Origin of the sequence: Aeribacillus sp. FSL K6-3256, from assembly GCF_037965805.1 — a bacterium.
In the GTDB taxonomy this organism is placed as follows: domain Bacteria; phylum Bacillota; class Bacilli; order Bacillales; family Aeribacillaceae; genus Aeribacillus; species Aeribacillus composti.
Genome location: NZ_CP150188.1, coordinates 3,402,541 through 3,419,935, shown reverse-complemented (window position 1 = coordinate 3,419,935; position 17,395 = coordinate 3,402,541). Strand labels below are relative to the sequence as shown.

The window sequence follows — 17,395 nt, the reverse complement described above, 5'->3', positions numbered from 1 at the left end:
CAATGAAAGGCTTGCTAAAAGGCACACGGCTGGCGTGGAACCTTGCTTTTTTAATATTGCTCGTGGCGGCTTCTTTTGCATATGCCATGTTTCAAGGAGGATTTGTCAGCTGGTTTTTATTGTATTCATTGCTGCCGTTTGTTGTTTATTCTGTTGCGTTGGCTCTTTATCCGCTGAAGAAGCTGCGAGTTCGGCGCAAATTAAATAAAACGGAATTTCAAGCAGGCGAACCGCTTGTTTGTACTATCGAAATTGAACAGCCGTTTCCCTTCCCTTTTTTCTTTGGAATCGTTGAGGATGTCCTTCCTGAAAAGCTGAAAAATTCGGGATCAGCGAAGATTGTATTGTTTCCTTGGTGGAAAAAACGTTTTTCATTCCAATATTCGTTATCTAATCTTCCGAGGGGATCCCATCATTTTGAAACAGTGCGATTTAAAACAGGAGATTTGTTTGGAATCATTGAAAGAGAAGGCATTTATTCGGCAAAAAATAACATTGTGGTCTATCCGCCATTTTTTGAGTTTCAGTACCGTCCCCAACAACTTTCACTTGAAAAGGATGCAGGTTTTGCAAGAACACGATATATAAAAGATGTTTCGATTGTTGCTGGGGTAAGGGAATATGAACCAGGAGACAAATTATCTTGGATAGACTGGAAGGCGACAGCGAGACGCCATTCGATCATGACAAAGGAATTTGAGCAGCTGAATAGCCAACAAATTGTTTGTTTCATCGATCGAACAAAGTCATCGTCATTTGAAGAGCTTATCTCATTTACAGCTTCGTTCTCTAAAGCAGTGCTCAAAAACGGTTCCAAGCTCGGGGTAGTTTCGGTTGGGAAAACGAAGAAAGTTTTTCCTATATCAAATCATGAGCATCATTGGAAGCATATCCTGTATCATTTGGCAGTGGCGGATTGCGACGGTGAGGACGAGTTTATCAACCAGCTTTTAGAGGAATTGAACAAATGGGGACAGCATTCATCTATCATGATTATGACAAGTCATTTACACCCTTCCTTGATTGACAAGCTTCTAGCGTTTCCGAAGCCGCGTCATGTCACCATTTGGCATGTGACAAAAGCGGTTGAAAAGCCGAGAAGAGATCAAGAACTAATAGATAAATTGCGGCGGCATTCGATAACTGTCCGCACTGTTGACGCCGGCATGTTCCGAGATGCAGCGCAAAGGGTGGGAAGCCGATAATGAAACAGCAAATCGTTAACTTTTGTTTATATTTGCTATCGTTTATTTTGCTGTGGGAATGGCTGCGGCCGCTTGAATATTCGACTGATTCTATCTATACCGTTATTTTCGTTATATTTATCGGAATTTCTCTCTTTTTTACTTTTATGCAGCTAAAATGGTATATCTCGTATCCAGTTAAATTATGTTATATTTTCTTTTTTATTCATCAGCTGTTTTACAACGGCTCTGTTTTTGAAATAGGATGGATATTAGAATTTATTCATGATCTTCGCTATAACTTAAACTTGATCACCGAAAGGTATTTCGGCGGAATGACTCCTCCATTCCGGACGTTTCTTTTCTTTGTATTATTGTGGCTGCTTGTCTATTTATTAAACTATTGGATTATTCAGAGAAAAAGAATTTTATTATTTTTAATTTTAACTATTACGTATGTGGCAGTATTAGATACGTTTTCGCCATATGATGCAACTTATGCGATTATACGGTTAGCGGTGGTTGGATTTTTCCTTTTAGGTCTTCTGTATTTTGAAAGGATGATTTTTTCGGAGAAAATTCCGTTTAGGTCTATTTTGTATTGGAAATGGATTGTGCCGCTTTTGGCAATGATTGTTGTTTCCGCTGCGATCGGGTGGCTCGCTCCGAAAGCGGCCCCCCAATGGCCAGACCCTTTACCGTATTTTTCGAAGTATAAACAGGACGGAGAAGGGGAGCATTTGTCAAATTCGGTTGTCAAAAAAATCGGTTATGGTACTAATGATGAGCAATTGGGCGGTCCGTTCATTCCAAACGATGCACCTGCTTTTCGGGCGTATGTAGAAAGACAGCATTATTGGCGAGTTGAAACAAAAGATGTTTATACAGGAAAAGGCTGGATTACAAGCGACAGACAATTTTCCATTGCAAATGGATTTATCGGTCCGTATTTAAACTTGGCGAGTAGTCAGGTTCAAACGGAACAGCTTGTTTCGACTGTAGAAATTGAGCGCGAATATCCATATCAGCATATTATTTATCCGCTTGGATTGCAGGAAATTTCAAGTGATGCTGATCAATACCGCATCGATCATGTTACGGAGAATATATTCCCAATGTTTAATGAATCGGGGGAACGGCTTTCCAGTTATTCTTTGAAATATTCTTATCCCTTGTTTGAAATTGAAAAATTGCAGGCTGTTCACTCGAATGAAGGTGCTCCAAAAGAATTGGTTGAACGATATACGCAGCTTCCCGCAAGCCTTCCGGAACGCGTGAAAAATCTCGCTGTGGAGATTACAAAAGATAAAAACAACTTTTATGATAAAGCCAAGGCGGTTGAACAGTATTTTTTGAAAGAACCGTTTGTATATGAAACGAATGATGTGGCTGTCCCGGAATTGGATGAAGATTATGTCGATCAGTTTTTATTTGAAACGAAGAAAGGATATTGCGACAATTTTTCAACATCTATGGTTGTTCTTCTTCGGTCTGTCGGAATTCCGGCGCGCTGGGTAAAGGGATATACCCCAGGGCAGTTTGTGGAAACGACAAGCGAAGGATTGGAAGTGTATGAAGTAACTAGCAACAATGCCCATTCGTGGGTAGAGGTTTATTTTTCTGGAATTGGCTGGGTCCCTTTTGAACCGACGATCGGTTTTTCCAATCCGCAGGAATTTGCACATCAATCAAATGAAAATCAACAAGATTCATCCGCTGCCGAACAGGAACAAAGTCAGCCGCTTGAGGAAGAAAGTCAAGAACAAATCGATACGGATGATGCTAAGCAGCCAAAGGAATTCCCTTTTTCGCTATCACCAGCTGTTATTGTCTCCATCGGTTTCATCTTGTTTATAGCGGCATGTGTGTTAATACTTTTCAAAACGAGAAATAAATGGATGACCAGTTGGATGACTAGCTTCTATAAACGGAATCATGATGAGAAAGATTTTTTGAAAGCATACAGGCTTTTGCTTAAATCTCTGGAAAGATGTGGCTACAAACGGGAAAACGGGCAAACGTTAAGAGAATATGCAAAACAGATTGATCAAATGTTTGGAACAAATAGTATGTCGCAATTAACTTACATTTATGAGCGGGCGCTGTATCGGGGCGATGATCCAAGCAAGGAATGGGAGCAATCGAAAGAATTATGGGAAGATTTAATCAAAAAAACAACTTCTTGACCGGGTCTTGATCACTTGGTATGATAAGAAAAAATTCATAGCGGGAAGCTCCTTCGTATATCCTCGATAATATGGTTCGAGAGTCTCTACCGGGTTACCGTAAATAACCCGACTATGAAGGCAGAAGTTAGTAGATGTACTAGAATTCTGCCTTTTTTTCGGTAGAATTCTATTTTTTTGAAGTCAGATGTGAAACAATATATTGATCCATCAAAATAATGAGGTGAACACGTTGGAGAACATCCAAGACATGATCTTAGTGTTAGATTTCGGCAGCCAATACAATCAATTAATTACGCGCAGAATTCGCGAATTTGGTGTTTACAGCGAGCTTCATCCGCATACGCTGTCGATAGAAGATATCAAAAAAATGAATCCGAAAGGAATTATTTTGTCAGGGGGTCCAAACAGCGTATATGACGAAAAGTCTTTTCGCTGCGACGAGCGGATTTTTGAACTCGGGGTTCCAGTGCTCGGAATTTGCTATGGCATGCAATTAATGACCTATTTGCTCGGGGGAAAAGTGGAGAAGGCGAAGCACCGGGAATATGGGAAAGCAGCTTTACAAGTAAAGGAAAAATCGCCGTTGTTTGAAGGCCTGCCTGATGATCAAATCGTTTGGATGAGTCACGGGGATCTTGTGGCCGATATTCCGAACGGCTTTAAAGTAGACGCCACTAGCCCATCATGTCCATTTGCCGCAATCAGCAATGATGAGCGGAACATGTACGGGGTTCAATTTCATCCCGAAGTGCGCCATACAGAATTTGGAAACGACCTATTGAAAAATTTCGTTTTCCGCATTTGCGGGTGCACAAATTCGTGGACGATGGAAAACTTTATTGAAATGCAAATAGAGAACATCCGCAAAACTGTCGGAAATAAGAAAGTGCTGTGCGCGCTAAGCGGCGGGGTGGACTCATCTGTTGTAGCCGTTTTAATCCATAAAGCGATCGGCAATCAATTAACGTGCATTTTTGTTGACCACGGACTCCTTCGCAAAGGGGAAGCGGAAAGCGTCATGAAGACGTTTAGCGAAGGGTTTAACATGAATGTCATTAAAGTAGATGCAAAAGACCGCTTTTTAGAAAAATTGAAGGGTGTTACTGACCCGGAAAAGAAAAGAAAAATCATCGGCAACGAGTTTATCTATGTTTTTGATGATGAAGCGGCAAAATTGGAGGGCATTGAGTTTCTTGCTCAAGGAACACTTTATACAGACATTATCGAAAGCGGTACGCAGACGGCGCAAACGATCAAATCGCATCACAATGTCGGCGGACTTCCGGAGGATATGAAATTTCAACTGATTGAACCATTGAATACACTCTTTAAAGACGAAGTTCGCGCACTTGGAACAGAGCTTGGTATTCCAGATGAAATCGTTTGGCGGCAGCCGTTCCCGGGACCAGGATTAGCCATTCGGGTTTTAGGAGAAGTAACGGAAGAAAAGCTAGAGATTGTTCGGGAATCCGATGCTATTTTACGAGAAGAAATTAAAAAAGCCGGATTAGAGCGGGACATTTGGCAATATTTCACCGTTTTGCCTAACATCCGCAGCGTAGGTGTGATGGGCGATGCCCGCACGTACGATCATACAATTGGAATCCGTGCTGTCACTTCAATTGACGGCATGACTTCAGATTGGGCTCGTATTCCGTGGGAAGTGCTGGAAGTGATCTCTACGCGGATTGTCAATGAAGTGCCGCACGTGAACCGAGTTGTCTACGATATTACAAGCAAGCCGCCGGCAACAATTGAATGGGAATAAATCTGACCAACTTGTATAAATCGGAATTATCATTTTTATATAATAAATATAAACATTCTCGTATAATTTCGGGAATATGGCCCGAAAGTTTCTACCAAGCTACCGTAAATAGCTTGACTACGAGGTGTTGACGGTTCGATGGCTGAAGGAGGAGAGGATCCTTTTCCTTTCTCACATTGGGCTTTCAGCAACCTCATGGTCAAGCGCATCCTTGGAATGGAGCGCTTATTTTTTTGCTTAAAGTTTTTTATACAGCCAATTGTAGGAGGACTTTATAATGAAAAAATATTTTCAATTTGATGAACTTGGCACTAATTACCGCAGGGAAATTATTGGCGGAATTACAACATTTCTTTCAATGGCCTATATTTTGTTTGTCAATCCAGCAACGCTTTCATTAAGCTCTGTTGCTGATTTTCCCAATGAATTGAGAATGGATCAAGGAGCTGTCTTCACTGCGACCGCGTTGGCTGCAGCCATCGGGACACTCATCATGGGTATTGTGGCACGGTATCCGGTAGCTCTTGCTCCCGGTATGGGATTGAACGCGTTCTTTGCTTTTACTGTCGTTTTGACGTACGGCATCCCTTGGCAAACAGCCCTTTCAGGTGTTCTTGTTTCAGGTCTCTTTCTTGTCTTGCTGACGCTTAGCGGATTGCGGGAAAAAATTATTGATTCCATTCCGCCGGAGCTGAAGCATGCAGTCGGTGCGGGAATCGGATTGTTTATCACATTTATCGGTTTTCAAAATGCAGGCATAATTGTTAATGATGACGCTGTTCTTGTCGGCTTGGGAGACTTGCGGAATGGAAATACTCTTCTATCTATTTTTGGATTAACTATTACGATTATTTTAATGGTTCGGCAAGTGAAAGGCGGCGTGTTTTACGGCATGGTGATTACGGCCGTTGTCGGAATGATTTTTGGCCTTGTACCAAAACCGGATAAAATTATTGGGGAAATTCCGAGCTTGGCTCCGACGTTTGGAGTAGCTTTAGGACATTTAGGAGATATTTTTTCTTTACAAATGCTTGTCGTAATCTTAACGTTTATGTTTGTTGACTTTTTTGATACGGCAGGAACGCTGGTTGCGGTTGCCAATCAAGCAGGGTTATTGAAAAACAATAAACTTCCGCGAATCGGCAGAGCTTTAGTATCTGATTCAATGGGAACAGTTGTCGGAGCGATTTTAGGAACATCTTCAACCACTTCTTATGTAGAATCATCAGCAGGGGTTGCGGCAGGCGCGCGGACAGGTTTTGCTTCCATTATAACAGCAGGATGTTTCCTATTAGCTTTATTTTTCTCGCCGCTATTGAGCGTTATTACATCTTCAGTTACGGCTCCAGCGCTCATTATTGTCGGAGTTTTAATGGTATCATCTTTAGGGCATATAAAATGGGATCAGTTTGAAATTGCTGTTCCGGCGTTTTTAATCTTGATTACAATGCCATTAACGTACAGCATCGCAACCGGTATTGCTATCGGCTTTATTTTCTACCCGATCACGATGCTTCTGAAAGGAAGAGGAAAAGAGATTCATCCGATTTTGTATGGTTTATCTATTGTATTTCTGCTTTATTTCATCTTTCTTGTCAATTAATAAGAAGTCGAAGGGGCTGTCCGATAAGTCCCTAAAATGAAGCAAGTGGAGAAAAACAATTCGTTTCTCTCCACTTGCTTTTATATTTTTTCGATTTTTATCTGAAAGTAGCTGGCGGATGCCGGCTACTTTCAGGAAGTTGTGGGCTAATGCCACAATCCCAAACTCGACATGTACCTTGTCGAGGCCCCGCAAAGAAAATCTGCGGAACGACCGATTGCCCTTGATGTGACCGAACACACTTTCTGCCTCGACTTTGCGTCGAGCGTAGATAGCGGCTTTCTCTTCACATTCAAGGGCTGTTTTGGCCTTTGCTTTCATTTCTTCGAAGATGGGATTCCAGTGAACTTGTCGGTTGCCTTTCGCTTTTGTGCATTTCGCTTTCAATGGGCAATCGGTACAATCTTCACATTCGTATATTTTGAAGCTTTGTTCATAGCCAGATGGATTCTTTTTGTTTTGGTATTTTTTAAACGTTACTCTCCTTCCATTCGGGCAAATAAAACAATCATCCTCTTCACAATAGGTCCAGTTTTTGGCATTTTTAATGTCTTTTTTGTATGTACGTGTTTGTTCTTTTACATAGCTCCCATAAGGAATTAGAAACTCAAACCGGGGCTCTTTCTCATCACCAACTGCATATACATAGTTTTCTTCACTACCATAGCCTGCATCCGCAATAACTGTTTGGGGCATCGGTAATGAAGTGGAGGCTAGCTTCTCCATATGTGGGATAAAGCAACGTGTATCGGTCGGTCGTTGATGAATAGTATAAAACAAGATAAACTGATTCTCTGTCCCCATTTGCACGTTGTATCCGGGCTTGAGCTGACCGTTTTTCATATGGTCTTCTTTCATGCGCATGAAGGTTGCGTCTTTGTCTGTTTTCGAGTAGCTGTTACGGTCACCGAACATTTCCTTTTGTTCCTTGTATCTTGCCATTCGGGGCAGGAAATCTTCACGAATTTGTTTCACCGATTTCTTTAATTGACTGCGTTTTTTTCGCTTCTCTTTCCGAATGGATGTATCGGTCTCCTTTTCGATTTCTTCCGTTAGCGTTTCAACTTTTTCTTCTATTTCTTTTGCGGTTTCCTCCAGGTTTTGTTCGGTGATCTCTGTATGTTGATCGCTTTCCTTTTGCCCTGTTCCGGCTTCTAATTGGGTTAATTCATGAATGTGCTTTAGTGTTTCTTGGATTTTTTCTTTTAATTTCTCTTCGAATTTCAAAGTGGATTTTTTCCACACAAAAGAATACTTATTGGCATTGGCTTCGATCTTAGTGCCATCCAAAAAGTAGTTTTCCATCGTGATGTAATGTTCTTTTATCAATTTGAGAATCATGACTTCAAAGAGCTCATCCATGAAAGCTTTCATCCGTTCCCCTCGGAACTCATTAATGGTGCGAAAATCTGGTTGTTGCATCGCTGAAAGCCACATGGCAGGAATATTTTCTTTAACGAGTTTTTCGATTCCTCGGCAGGAATAAACCTTTTGAGAATAAGCATACAGAATGATTTTCAGCATCATTTTGGGATGATAGGAACTTCTGCCGCCGCCTTTATAATGAGAAAACAATTGTTTATCTGGTATCGCCTCCACCATTTCGTCCACGACACGTGCCACGTGATGTTCGGGTATGAGAGATTCAATATCATAAATCATTTGAACTTGACGGTTGTTATATGGTTTGAAAGTAGGGGCTAAATTTCTTTTGGCAGGAGTTTTTTCTTCTTTTCCATCTAGAGGAAGTGTCATTTGTGTGTTATAATTTTCACGAGTAATCATATGATTGCTCATAAAAAATCGTCCTTTCTGTAATGTTGTGTGGTAACTTCATTTTACTAGAAAGGACGATTTTTTTGTGCATTTTTTTTAAAAAGTGAAAAATGAGGGGCTCCAAAAAGTCAGTTACCCTGACTTTTTGGACAGCCCCTTTTCTTTTGTTTCAAAAGGCAGCAAAACGGCACAGATCATGATCAAGGTTCATCAAAATCCGAACATTCGGTGTTTAAAGAAAAATAATGTTCGATTTTATCGTTGACATAATGATTTTTCATTGTTAAGATGGAGTCGAAAACAGCATATGAAAACTAAAACCTCATATAATCTTGGGAATATGGCCCAAAAGTTTCTACCCAACAACCGTAAATTGTTGGACTATGAGGGAAAGTAATCGGCAAGATTTTTCAACTGAGCATACATATTGCTTATGCCCGGTTTGTGTTACTTTCCCTTATTGATAGGGAAAATGCAGAAGCGGGCTTTTTTTATGCCTTTCAATTATTGTCAAGATTTTTAACGAAGGTGGCAACCTATAATTAAAAATAAAGAGGGGAGCATCGCCATGAATCCTGTCGTTGGAGTGATAATGGGAAGCACTTCAGATTGGGAAACGATGAAGCATGCCTGTGAAATATTAGATGAGCTGAATATTCCTTATGAAAAAAAGGTTGTTTCTGCCCATCGCACACCTGATTGGATGTTTCAATATGCAAGCACTGCCAGGGATCGCGGAATTCAAGTGATCATTGCAGGCGCAGGCGGAGCAGCACACTTGCCGGGAATGGTTGCAGCGAAAACAACTCTCCCTGTCATCGGAGTTCCGGTTAAAACAAACGCGTTAAACGGACTGGATTCGCTGCTCTCGATCGTGCAAATGCCCGGCGGCGTGCCTGTTGCAACAATGGCGATAGGAAAAGCGGGCGCGGTGAACGCTGGTCTGTTAGCGGCGCAAATTTTGTCAATCAATGATGCTGATGTTCAGCAAAAGCTTGAACAACGGCGAGAATATATAAGAAAAAACGTCATGGAAAGCAGTGATCAGCTTGTATAAAAAACTTTTGCCTCAAAGTACAATTGGAATCATTGGAGGCGGTCAACTAGGCAAATTTATGGCTATCGCTGCCAAAAATATGGGATATCGTGTGGCGGTGCTTGATCCAACACCGAATTCTCCATGCGGCCAAGTGAGCGACATTGAAATCACAGCCCGTTACGATGATTTGGATGCAATCAAAGAGCTTGCGAAGGTGAGCGATTGTATAACGTATGAATTTGAAAATATTGATTACGAGGCGTTAACTTGGCTTGAGCAAAACGCCTACTTGCCTCAAGGAAGCAGACTGCTCGCCATTACACAAGATCGCCAGACGGAAAAGGAAGCTGTGGCGAACGCTGGTGTGAAAGTTGCGCCGTATGAAGTCGTTGAATCAGAAGATGATTTTTATCAAGCCGTATCCAACATAGGCATCCCGAGTGTTTTAAAGACATGCCGCGGAGGATATGATGGGAAAGGCCAATTTGTACTAAAGCAAGAAGAAGATATAGAAGAAGCAAAAGCTTTGTTGAAGAACGGACGCTGTGTATTGGAAAAATGGATCGCGTTCGACAAAGAAATTTCGGTTATTGTCACTAGAAGCGTGACAGGTGAAGTCAGCACATTGCCTGTTGCCGAAAACATTCATGTTAACAATATTTTGCACGAAAGCATTGTACCTGCAAGAATTTCTGATTCGTTGAAGGAACAGGCGGAGGAAACAGCAAAAACATTGGCGGCGAAGCTTGGGCTGATTGGAACGCTGGCAGTTGAAATGTTTGTGGCAAACGATGAAATTTATATAAATGAGCTCGCCCCCCGGCCTCATAATTCAGGTCATTATTCATTAAATTTATGTGAAACATCGCAGTTTGAACAGCATATTCGCGCGATTTGCGGATTGCCTCTCGGAAACACGAAGCTCATTCATCAAGGAATTATGGTGAATATACTGGGCCAGCATCTAGAGCCTGTGTTGAAAAACGAAGAGCTGCTGAAAAAAGGGAAATTATTTTTATATGGAAAAGCGGAGGCAAAAATCAACAGAAAAATGGGACATATTACGTTCTTCAGTGATGAAATTGAGGAACTATTGACATATATCGAATCGACTCAAATTTGGAATGTTTGACAAGCTATTCATAAACAAGACGGAGAGATCAATAGGAGGTTGCAGGAATGATTGAACGATACACACGTCCTGAAATGGGCGCGATTTGGACGGAAGAAAACCGCTTTAAAGCTTGGCTTGAAGTGGAGATTTTAGCATGTGAAGCGTGGGCGGAGCTTGGTGTGATCCCGAAGGAAGATGTAAAAAAACTGCGTGAACGTGCTTCATTTGATGTGAACCGAATTAAGCAAATTGAAGAGGAAACAAGGCACGACGTAGTGGCGTTTACCCGTGCTGTATCAGAAACGCTTGGCGACGAACGAAAATGGGTGCATTACGGATTGACCTCCACTGATGTCGTGGATACCGCTTTATCTTATTTGCTAAAGCAAGCGAACGAAATTTTACAAAAAGACTTGGAAAATTTCATCGCTATTTTAAGAGATAAAGCGTTGGAGCATAAATACACCGTCATGATGGGGCGTACGCACGGGGTGCATGCAGAACCGACAACGTTTGGTTTGAAATTGGCGCTATGGTATGAAGAAATGAAGCGAAATCTAGAGCGGTTTAAACGCGCAAGAGAAGAGATTGAAGTCGGCAAAATTTCCGGAGCAGTCGGCACTTATGCCAACATTGATCCGTTCGTGGAGCAGTATGTGTGTGAAAAACTCGGTTTAAAGCCGGCGCCGATTTCGACGCAAACATTGCAGCGTGATCGACATGCCGAGTACATGGCTACGCTTGCTTTAATTGCTACATCGATTGAAAAGTTTGCAGTTGAGATTCGCGGCTTGCAAAAGAGCGAAACTCGCGAGGTGGAGGAGTTTTTTGCCAAAGGACAGAAAGGTTCATCTGCAATGCCGCATAAGCGCAATCCGATCGGATCGGAAAACATGACAGGAATGGCAAGGGTCATTCGCGGAATGATGCTGACGGCTTACGAAAATGTTCCATTGTGGCATGAGCGCGACATATCTCATTCTTCGGCAGAGCGCATCATTTTGCCAGATGCTACGATCGCGTTGAACTACATGTTAAATCGATTTGGCAATATTGTGAAAAACTTGACGGTCTTCCCGGAAAATATGAAGCGCAATATGGAGAAAACGCTGGGATTGATCTACTCACAGCGGGTTTTGCTTGCGCTGATCAATAAAGGTATGACACGTGAAGAAGCATACGATTTAGTTCAGCCGAAAGCGATGGAAGCGTGGGAGCGCCAAGTTCCGTTTAGAGAGCTGATCGAAGCGGAAAAACAAATTACAACAAAGCTTTCGAAAGAAGAAATCGATGACTGCTTCGATTACAATTACCATTTGAAAAATGTGGATTACATTTTTAAACGCTGCGGATTAGAACAATAGATGTCCAAATGGGGCTCGGCAAATCGCAAAAACTGCCCTGCCCCTTGACATAAAATGAAAGGCCAATATTCCGCATTAGGAGGCATGATCATGACCGTTCAAAAGGGCTCATTGCTGTACGAAGGAAAAGCGAAAAAAATTTATGAAACAGACGATCCCAACATTTTTCTTGTTTATTATAAAGATTCCGCTACCGCGTTTAATGGGGAGAAAAAAGCTGAGATTGTGGGCAAAGGACAGCTAAACAATGAAATTTCAAGTTTGCTGTTTGAAAAGTTAAATGAACACGGCATTCCGACCCACTTTGTTCAAAAAATTTCGTCAAATGAACAGCTTGTCAAACGGGTGACAATCATTCCGATTGAAGTAGTTGTACGAAATATTGTGGCAGGAAGCTTGTCCAAAAGATTGGGCATTGCCGAAGGAACTGAGATTAAAAAGCCGATCATTGAGTTCTACTATAAAAATGATGACCTGGGAGACCCTTTAATTAACAGTTTCCATATTGAACTACTAGAGCTTGCGGATAAAGAGCAGCTGGATGAAATAAAAACATTAGCTTTCAAAGTAAACGATATTTTATTGAAGCATTTTCATGAAAGAAACGTGAGACTAGTAGATTTTAAGCTTGAATTTGGCTTGCTAAACGACGGAACGCTTGTTGTTGCAGATGAAATTTCCCCTGATACGTGCCGACTTTGGGACAAACATACAAATGAAAAGCTTGATAAAGATGTGTTCCGCCGGGATATCGGCAATTTGACGGATGCTTATAAAGAAATTTTAAAACGTTTAGGAGGTACAGTTCCATGTACAGAGTAAAAGTATATGTTACATTGCGTGAAAGTGTGCTTGATCCTCAAGGAAATGCGGTGAAAAATGCTTTACATTCAATGAATTTCAACGAAGTGGAAGATGTTCGGATCGGGAAGTACATGGAGCTAGCAATCGGAAAAACGGATCGAAATGTCGAAGAGATTGTCGACGAAATGTGTAAAAAGCTTTTAGCAAATCCTGTGATTGAAGACTACCGTTATGAAATAGAGGAGGTAGCCGTCAAGTGAAATTTGCCGTGATCGTTTTTCCGGGTTCCAATTGTGACGTTGACATGTACCATGCCATTAAAGATGAACTGGGAGAGGAAGTCGAATACGTTTGGCATGACGCTCAAGATTTAAGTGGCTTCGATGGCATTCTCCTTCCCGGCGGCTTCTCATACGGCGATTATTTGCGCAGCGGAGCCATTGCCCGTTTTGCCAATGTCATGAAGGAAGTTGTGAAAGCTGCAGATGAAGGGAAGCCTGTACTTGGCGTTTGCAATGGGTTTCAGATTTTGCTTGAGGCTGGTCTTCTTCCGGGTGCCATGAGACGGAACGAGAAGCTGAAATTTATTTGCCGCCCTGTGAAATTAAAGGTGGAAAACAACGAAACGATGTTTTCGAACAAATATGATAAGGGCGAAATTATCACCATTCCGATCGCACATGGGGAAGGAAATTATTATTGTGATGAAAAAACTCTTGAAGAGTTAATCGCAAACAAGCAAATTGTTTTTACGTATCAAGATAATCCGAACGGAAGCTTAAATAACATTGCAGGCATCGTAAATAAACGCGGCAATGTCCTTGGAATGATGCCGCATCCGGAACGGGCAGTCAGCGAACTTTTAGGAAACACAGACGGGTTGAAATTGTTTCAATCGATTGTAAGAAGTTGGAGGGAAGCTCATGTCACAAATTCTTGAACCAAGTCCAGAAATGATAAAAAACGACAAAATTTATAAGCAAATGGGAGTTAGTGATGAGGAGTTTGCCCTCATTGAAAAAATATTAGGACGATTGCCGAATTACACGGAAATTGGAATTTTTTCTGTTATGTGGTCAGAGCATTGCAGCTACAAAAATTCAAAACCAGTATTAAAAAAGTTTCCAACAAAAGGAGAACGTGTGCTGCAAGGACCTGGTGAAGGAGCAGGGATTGTTGATATCGGCGACAATCAAGCCGTCGTCTTTAAAATAGAAAGCCATAACCACCCTTCTGCAATTGAACCGTATCAAGGTGCAGCAACAGGAGTCGGAGGCATTATTCGCGATGTTTTCTCGATGGGAGCCAGACCAATCGCTCTCCTTAACTCTCTTCGCTTTGGGGAACTTACAAGCCCGCGTGTCAAATATTTGTTTGAAGAAGTTGTCGCTGGCATTGCCGGATACGGTAACTGTATCGGAATTCCAACCGTTGGAGGAGAAGTACAGTTTGACGCTTCCTATGAAGGAAATCCGCTGGTCAATGCGATGTGTGTCGGACTCATAAACCATGAAGATATCAAAAAAGGGCAAGCAACTGGTGTCGGCAATACAGTGATGTACGTCGGAGCCAAAACCGGAAGAGACGGCATTCACGGAGCTACATTTGCTTCCGAAGAATTGTCGGAAGCTTCCGAAGAAAAGCGTCCGGCTGTTCAAGTTGGAGATCCTTTCATGGAAAAACTGCTTTTGGAAGCTTGCCTTGAAGTAATCAAATCTGATGCACTTGTCGGCATTCAAGATATGGGAGCAGCGGGGCTTACAAGCTCATCGGCAGAAATGGCGAGCAAGGCGGGATCAGGAATTGAAATGAACTTGGATCTTGTTCCTCAGCGGGAAGCAGGAATGACTCCTTATGAGATGATGTTATCCGAATCACAGGAAAGAATGCTTCTCGTAATTAAAAAAGGGCGGGAGCAGGAAATCATTGATCTGTTTAAAAAATATGATCTGGAGGCTGCACCGATTGGTAAAGTTACAGATGACAAGATGCTGCGCCTTATTCATAAAGGAGAAATCGTTGCGGAAATTCCTGTTGATGCGCTTGCGGAAGATGCGCCTGTTTACTATAAACCGTCTAAAGAACCAGAATATTATCGCCAGTTTCAAAGCATGCCGCCCTATGTTCCAAAAGTTGACGATTACAAAGAAACGCTTCTTGCATTGCTGAAACAGCCAACGATAGCCAGCAAGGAGTGGGTATATGACCAATACGATTATATGGTGCGGACGAACACTGTCGTGGCGCCCGGTTCTGATGCGGCTGTCCTAAGAATCAGAGGGACGAAAAAAGCTTTGGCGATGACAACCGATTGCAACTCACGCTATTTATATTTAGATCCAGAAGTCGGCGGAAAAATTGCAGTTAGTGAAGCAGCAAGAAACATCGTATGTTCAGGAGCGGTGCCGCTCGCTATTACAGACTGTTTAAACTTCGGCAGTCCGGAAAAACCGGAGATTTTTTGGCAGCTTGAAAAAGCGGTGGACGGCATGAGCGAAGCGTGCTTAGCTTTAAATACACCTGTCATTGGCGGAAATGTTTCCTTGTACAATGAAACGAACGGAACAGCTATTTATCCAACTCCGGTTGTCGGGATGGTCGGACTTATTGAAGATACAGATCATATTACAACGCAATCATTTAAAGAGGCGGGCAGCATCGTTTATTTGCTTGGTGAGACAAAACTAGAATTTTCCGGAAGTGAATTGCAAAAAATGCTTGAAGGCAAGATCTTTGGCAAAGCGCCGGAAATTGATCTGGAAGAAGAGAAGCAACGTTTAGATCAGCTGTTAGCTGCAATTCGCGAAGGGCTTGTCCAGTCGGCTCATGACGTTGCCGAAGGAGGCCTGGCCGTTGCGCTAAGTGAATGCTTAATCGGAACGGGTCTTGGAGCGGAAATTACGATCAACGGTGATGCATTGGCAGGGCTGTTCAGCGAATCCCAGTCCCGCATCGTCGTTTCCGTAAAACCGGAAAACAAAGAGGCGTTTGAAAAGATTGTTCAAGCTGAAGCTATCGGAACGGTCACAAACAGCGGAATTCTTAAAATTGTCAACGGCAATGGAGAAACATTGATTCAAGCATCAGTGGAAGAGTTAGAACAAGCTTGGAAAGGAGCTATCCCATGCTTGCTGAAATAAAGGGGCTAAATGAAGAATGCGGTGTATTCGGCATATGGGGTCATAAGGACGCTGCTCAAATCACTTATTACGGTCTGCACAGCCTTCAGCATCGCGGACAAGAGGGGGCAGGGATTGTCGTAACAGACGGCGAGAAACTGACAGGGTTTAAAGGGGAAGGACTTGTCACAGAAGTGTTTGCCAATGGGGTAGACAATTTAAAAGGAACAGGAGCTATTGGCCATGTTCGCTATGCGACGGCTGGAGGAGGCGGTTATGAAAACGTCCAGCCGTTCCTTTTTCGATCGGAGCAAGGCGGTCTCGCATTAGCTCACAACGGAAATTTAGTGAATGCTTCCGGATTGAAGCATCAGCTTGAAAATCAAGGAAGCATCTTTCAAACAACGTCAGATACAGAAGTTCTTGCTCATTTAATTAAAAGAAGCGGCTATTTAGAGCTAAAAGATAAAGTGAAAAACGCGCTTACGATGATTAAAGGGGCATACGCCTTTTTAATCATGACGGAAACAGAGCTGATGATTGCCCTTGATCCGAACGGACTCCGTCCTTTATCTATCGGACGTCTCGGTGATGCATATGTTGTCGCTTCGGAAACCTGCGCTTTTGATGCTGTTGGAGCTCAGCTCGAAAGGGACGTTGAGCCTGGCGAGCTTATCATCATCAATGGTGAAGGACTGAAAAGCGAACGTTTTTCCAAAACGATTAACCGTGCGATTTGTACGATGGAATACGTTTATTTTTCACGCCCTGACAGCAATGTGGAAGGAATAAATGTTCATACTGCAAGAAAAAATCTCGGCAAACGGCTTGCGATAGAAGCGCCTGTAGAGGCGGACGTAGTGACTGGAGTTCCGGATTCCAGCATATCTGCGGCGATCGGCTATGCCGAGGCATCCGGTATACCGTACGAGCTCGGTTTAATTAAAAACCGATATGTCGGCCGTACGTTTATTCAGCCGTCCCAATCATTGCGGGAGCAAGGAGTGAAAATGAAGCTTTCCCCTGTCCGTGGGGTAGTGGAAGGCAAACGGGTTGTCATGGTGGATGACTCAATCGTAAGAGGAACGACATCGAAGCGTATTGTCAAGATGCTGCGGGAAGCAGGGGCAACGGAAGTGCATGTCCGCATCAGTTCACCGCCGATTGCCAACCCTTGCTATTACGGTATTGACACCTCCACTCATGAGGAGCTGATCGCTTCTTCTCATACTGTAGAAGAAATTCGCAGCATCATTGGCGCCGATAGTCTTGCTTTCTTAAGCACAGAAGGGATGCTGGATGCGATCGGAAGGAAATATGAAGGTGAATTTCGCGGGCAATGTATGGCATGTTTTACAGGAAAATATCCGACAGACATTTATGAAGATACGATTCTTCCTCATGAGAAAGGCTAATATGACAGACCGAAGGAGGA

General features: G+C 42.6%; 13 protein-coding genes and 3 riboswitches. Of the genes, 12 read left to right on the top strand and 1 reads right to left on the bottom strand.

Features of this window, described 5'->3' with window-relative positions; translation table 11 throughout:
* The first annotated feature begins 2 nt into the window (after positions 1–2).
* The 4 genes from NSQ84_RS16450 to NSQ84_RS16435 all read left to right on the top strand — a co-directional run bounded on the left by NSQ84_RS16450 (position 3) and on the right by NSQ84_RS16435 (position 6,744).
* The gene (locus NSQ84_RS16450) at positions 3–1,205 is read left to right on the top strand and encodes a DUF58 domain-containing protein (RefSeq protein ID WP_339212803.1); all 1,203 of its coding nucleotides are present in this window, start codon (positions 3–5) and stop codon (positions 1,203–1,205) included.
* A complete protein-coding gene (locus tag NSQ84_RS16445) occupies positions 1,205–3,370 on the top strand; it encodes a DUF4129 domain-containing transglutaminase family protein (RefSeq protein ID WP_339212124.1) in 2,166 nt (721 codons plus the stop codon). Before NSQ84_RS16450 ends, NSQ84_RS16445 begins: the two co-directional genes overlap by 1 nt.
* A 33-nt stretch (positions 3,371–3,403) precedes the next feature.
* A riboswitch (purine riboswitch) is annotated at positions 3,404–3,505 on the top strand.
* A gap of 115 nt (positions 3,506–3,620) precedes the next feature.
* Entirely contained in the window at positions 3,621–5,141 is a 1,521-nt protein-coding gene (gene guaA / locus NSQ84_RS16440; RefSeq protein WP_063388832.1) for a glutamine-hydrolyzing GMP synthase, read from the top strand.
* Positions 5,142–5,179: 38 nt separating this feature from the next.
* Positions 5,180–5,281: riboswitch (purine riboswitch) on the top strand.
* A gap of 137 nt (positions 5,282–5,418) precedes the next feature.
* On the top strand, positions 5,419–6,744 hold the full coding sequence (locus NSQ84_RS16435; RefSeq protein ID WP_063388831.1) for an NCS2 family permease: 1,326 nt from the start codon (positions 5,419–5,421) through the stop codon (positions 6,742–6,744).
* Here the strand turns inward: NSQ84_RS16435 and NSQ84_RS16430 are convergent.
* Positions 6,700–8,541, bottom strand: coding sequence for an IS1182 family transposase (locus tag NSQ84_RS16430; protein WP_339212122.1), 1,842 nt, complete (start codon positions 8,539–8,541; stop codon positions 6,700–6,702). The two genes, NSQ84_RS16435 and NSQ84_RS16430, sit on opposite strands and share 45 nt — an antisense overlap.
* Before the next feature lie 281 nt (positions 8,542–8,822).
* Positions 8,823–8,924, top strand: a riboswitch (purine riboswitch).
* Positions 8,925–9,088: 164 nt separating this feature from the next.
* On the opposite strand from NSQ84_RS16430, the gene purE reads away from it, so the two are divergent.
* The 8 genes from purE to purF all read left to right on the top strand — a co-directional run bounded on the left by purE (position 9,089) and on the right by purF (position 17,375).
* Positions 9,089–9,577 (top strand): 5-(carboxyamino)imidazole ribonucleotide mutase, encoded by a 489-nt coding sequence (gene purE / locus NSQ84_RS16425; protein WP_339212120.1) that lies wholly within the window; start codon positions 9,089–9,091, stop codon positions 9,575–9,577.
* On the top strand, positions 9,564–10,691 hold the full coding sequence (purK, locus tag NSQ84_RS16420; RefSeq protein WP_198318573.1) for a 5-(carboxyamino)imidazole ribonucleotide synthase: 1,128 nt from the start codon (positions 9,564–9,566) through the stop codon (positions 10,689–10,691). The genes purE and purK overlap by 14 nt, the downstream gene beginning before the upstream one ends.
* A gap of 47 nt (positions 10,692–10,738) precedes the next feature.
* Entirely contained in the window at positions 10,739–12,037 is a 1,299-nt protein-coding gene (gene purB, locus NSQ84_RS16415) for an adenylosuccinate lyase (protein WP_063388828.1), read from the top strand.
* A gap of 90 nt (positions 12,038–12,127) precedes the next feature.
* Positions 12,128–12,859: a phosphoribosylaminoimidazolesuccinocarboxamide synthase gene (gene purC / locus NSQ84_RS16410; RefSeq protein ID WP_063388827.1), complete on the top strand. Its 732-nt coding sequence runs from the start codon at positions 12,128–12,130 to the stop codon at positions 12,857–12,859.
* Positions 12,847–13,101: a phosphoribosylformylglycinamidine synthase subunit PurS gene (gene purS / locus NSQ84_RS16405; protein WP_063388826.1), complete on the top strand. Its 255-nt coding sequence runs from the start codon at positions 12,847–12,849 to the stop codon at positions 13,099–13,101. Before purC ends, purS begins: the two co-directional genes overlap by 13 nt.
* On the top strand, positions 13,098–13,781 hold the full coding sequence (gene purQ / locus NSQ84_RS16400) for a phosphoribosylformylglycinamidine synthase subunit PurQ (protein WP_063388825.1): 684 nt from the start codon (positions 13,098–13,100) through the stop codon (positions 13,779–13,781). The genes purS and purQ overlap by 4 nt, the downstream gene beginning before the upstream one ends.
* Positions 13,765–15,981: a phosphoribosylformylglycinamidine synthase subunit PurL gene (purL, locus tag NSQ84_RS16395; protein WP_066252092.1), complete on the top strand. Its 2,217-nt coding sequence runs from the start codon at positions 13,765–13,767 to the stop codon at positions 15,979–15,981. The genes purQ and purL overlap by 17 nt, the downstream gene beginning before the upstream one ends.
* Positions 15,966–17,375, top strand: a complete 1,410-nt coding sequence (gene purF, locus NSQ84_RS16390) for an amidophosphoribosyltransferase (protein WP_063388823.1) — start codon at positions 15,966–15,968, stop codon at positions 17,373–17,375. The genes purL and purF overlap by 16 nt, the downstream gene beginning before the upstream one ends.
* Positions 17,376–17,395: the final 20 nt, after the last annotated feature.

Bases quoted from the DNA above. Each gene is read 5' to 3' on its own strand.
- NSQ84_RS16450 (WP_339212803.1), top strand. From the start codon at position 3: ATGAAAGGCTTGCTAAAAGGCACACGGCTGGCGTGGAACCTTGCTTTT.
- NSQ84_RS16445 (WP_339212124.1), top strand. From the start codon at position 1,205: ATGAAACAGCAAATCGTTAACTTTTGTTTATATTTGCTATCGTTTATT.
- guaA (WP_063388832.1), top strand. From the start codon at position 3,621: ATGATCTTAGTGTTAGATTTCGGCAGCCAATACAATCAATTAATTACG.
- NSQ84_RS16435 (WP_063388831.1), top strand. From the start codon at position 5,419: ATGAAAAAATATTTTCAATTTGATGAACTTGGCACTAATTACCGCAGG.
- NSQ84_RS16430 (WP_339212122.1), bottom strand. From the start codon at position 8,541: ATGAGCAATCATATGATTACTCGTGAAAATTATAACACACAAATGACA.
- purE (WP_339212120.1), top strand. From the start codon at position 9,089: ATGAATCCTGTCGTTGGAGTGATAATGGGAAGCACTTCAGATTGGGAA.
- purB (WP_063388828.1), top strand. From the start codon at position 10,739: ATGATTGAACGATACACACGTCCTGAAATGGGCGCGATTTGGACGGAA.
- purC (WP_063388827.1), top strand. From the start codon at position 12,128: ATGACCGTTCAAAAGGGCTCATTGCTGTACGAAGGAAAAGCGAAAAAA.
- purS (WP_063388826.1), top strand. From the start codon at position 12,847: ATGTACAGAGTAAAAGTATATGTTACATTGCGTGAAAGTGTGCTTGAT.
- purL (WP_066252092.1), top strand. From the start codon at position 13,765: ATGTCACAAATTCTTGAACCAAGTCCAGAAATGATAAAAAACGACAAA.
- purF (WP_063388823.1), top strand. From the start codon at position 15,966: ATGCTTGCTGAAATAAAGGGGCTAAATGAAGAATGCGGTGTATTCGGC.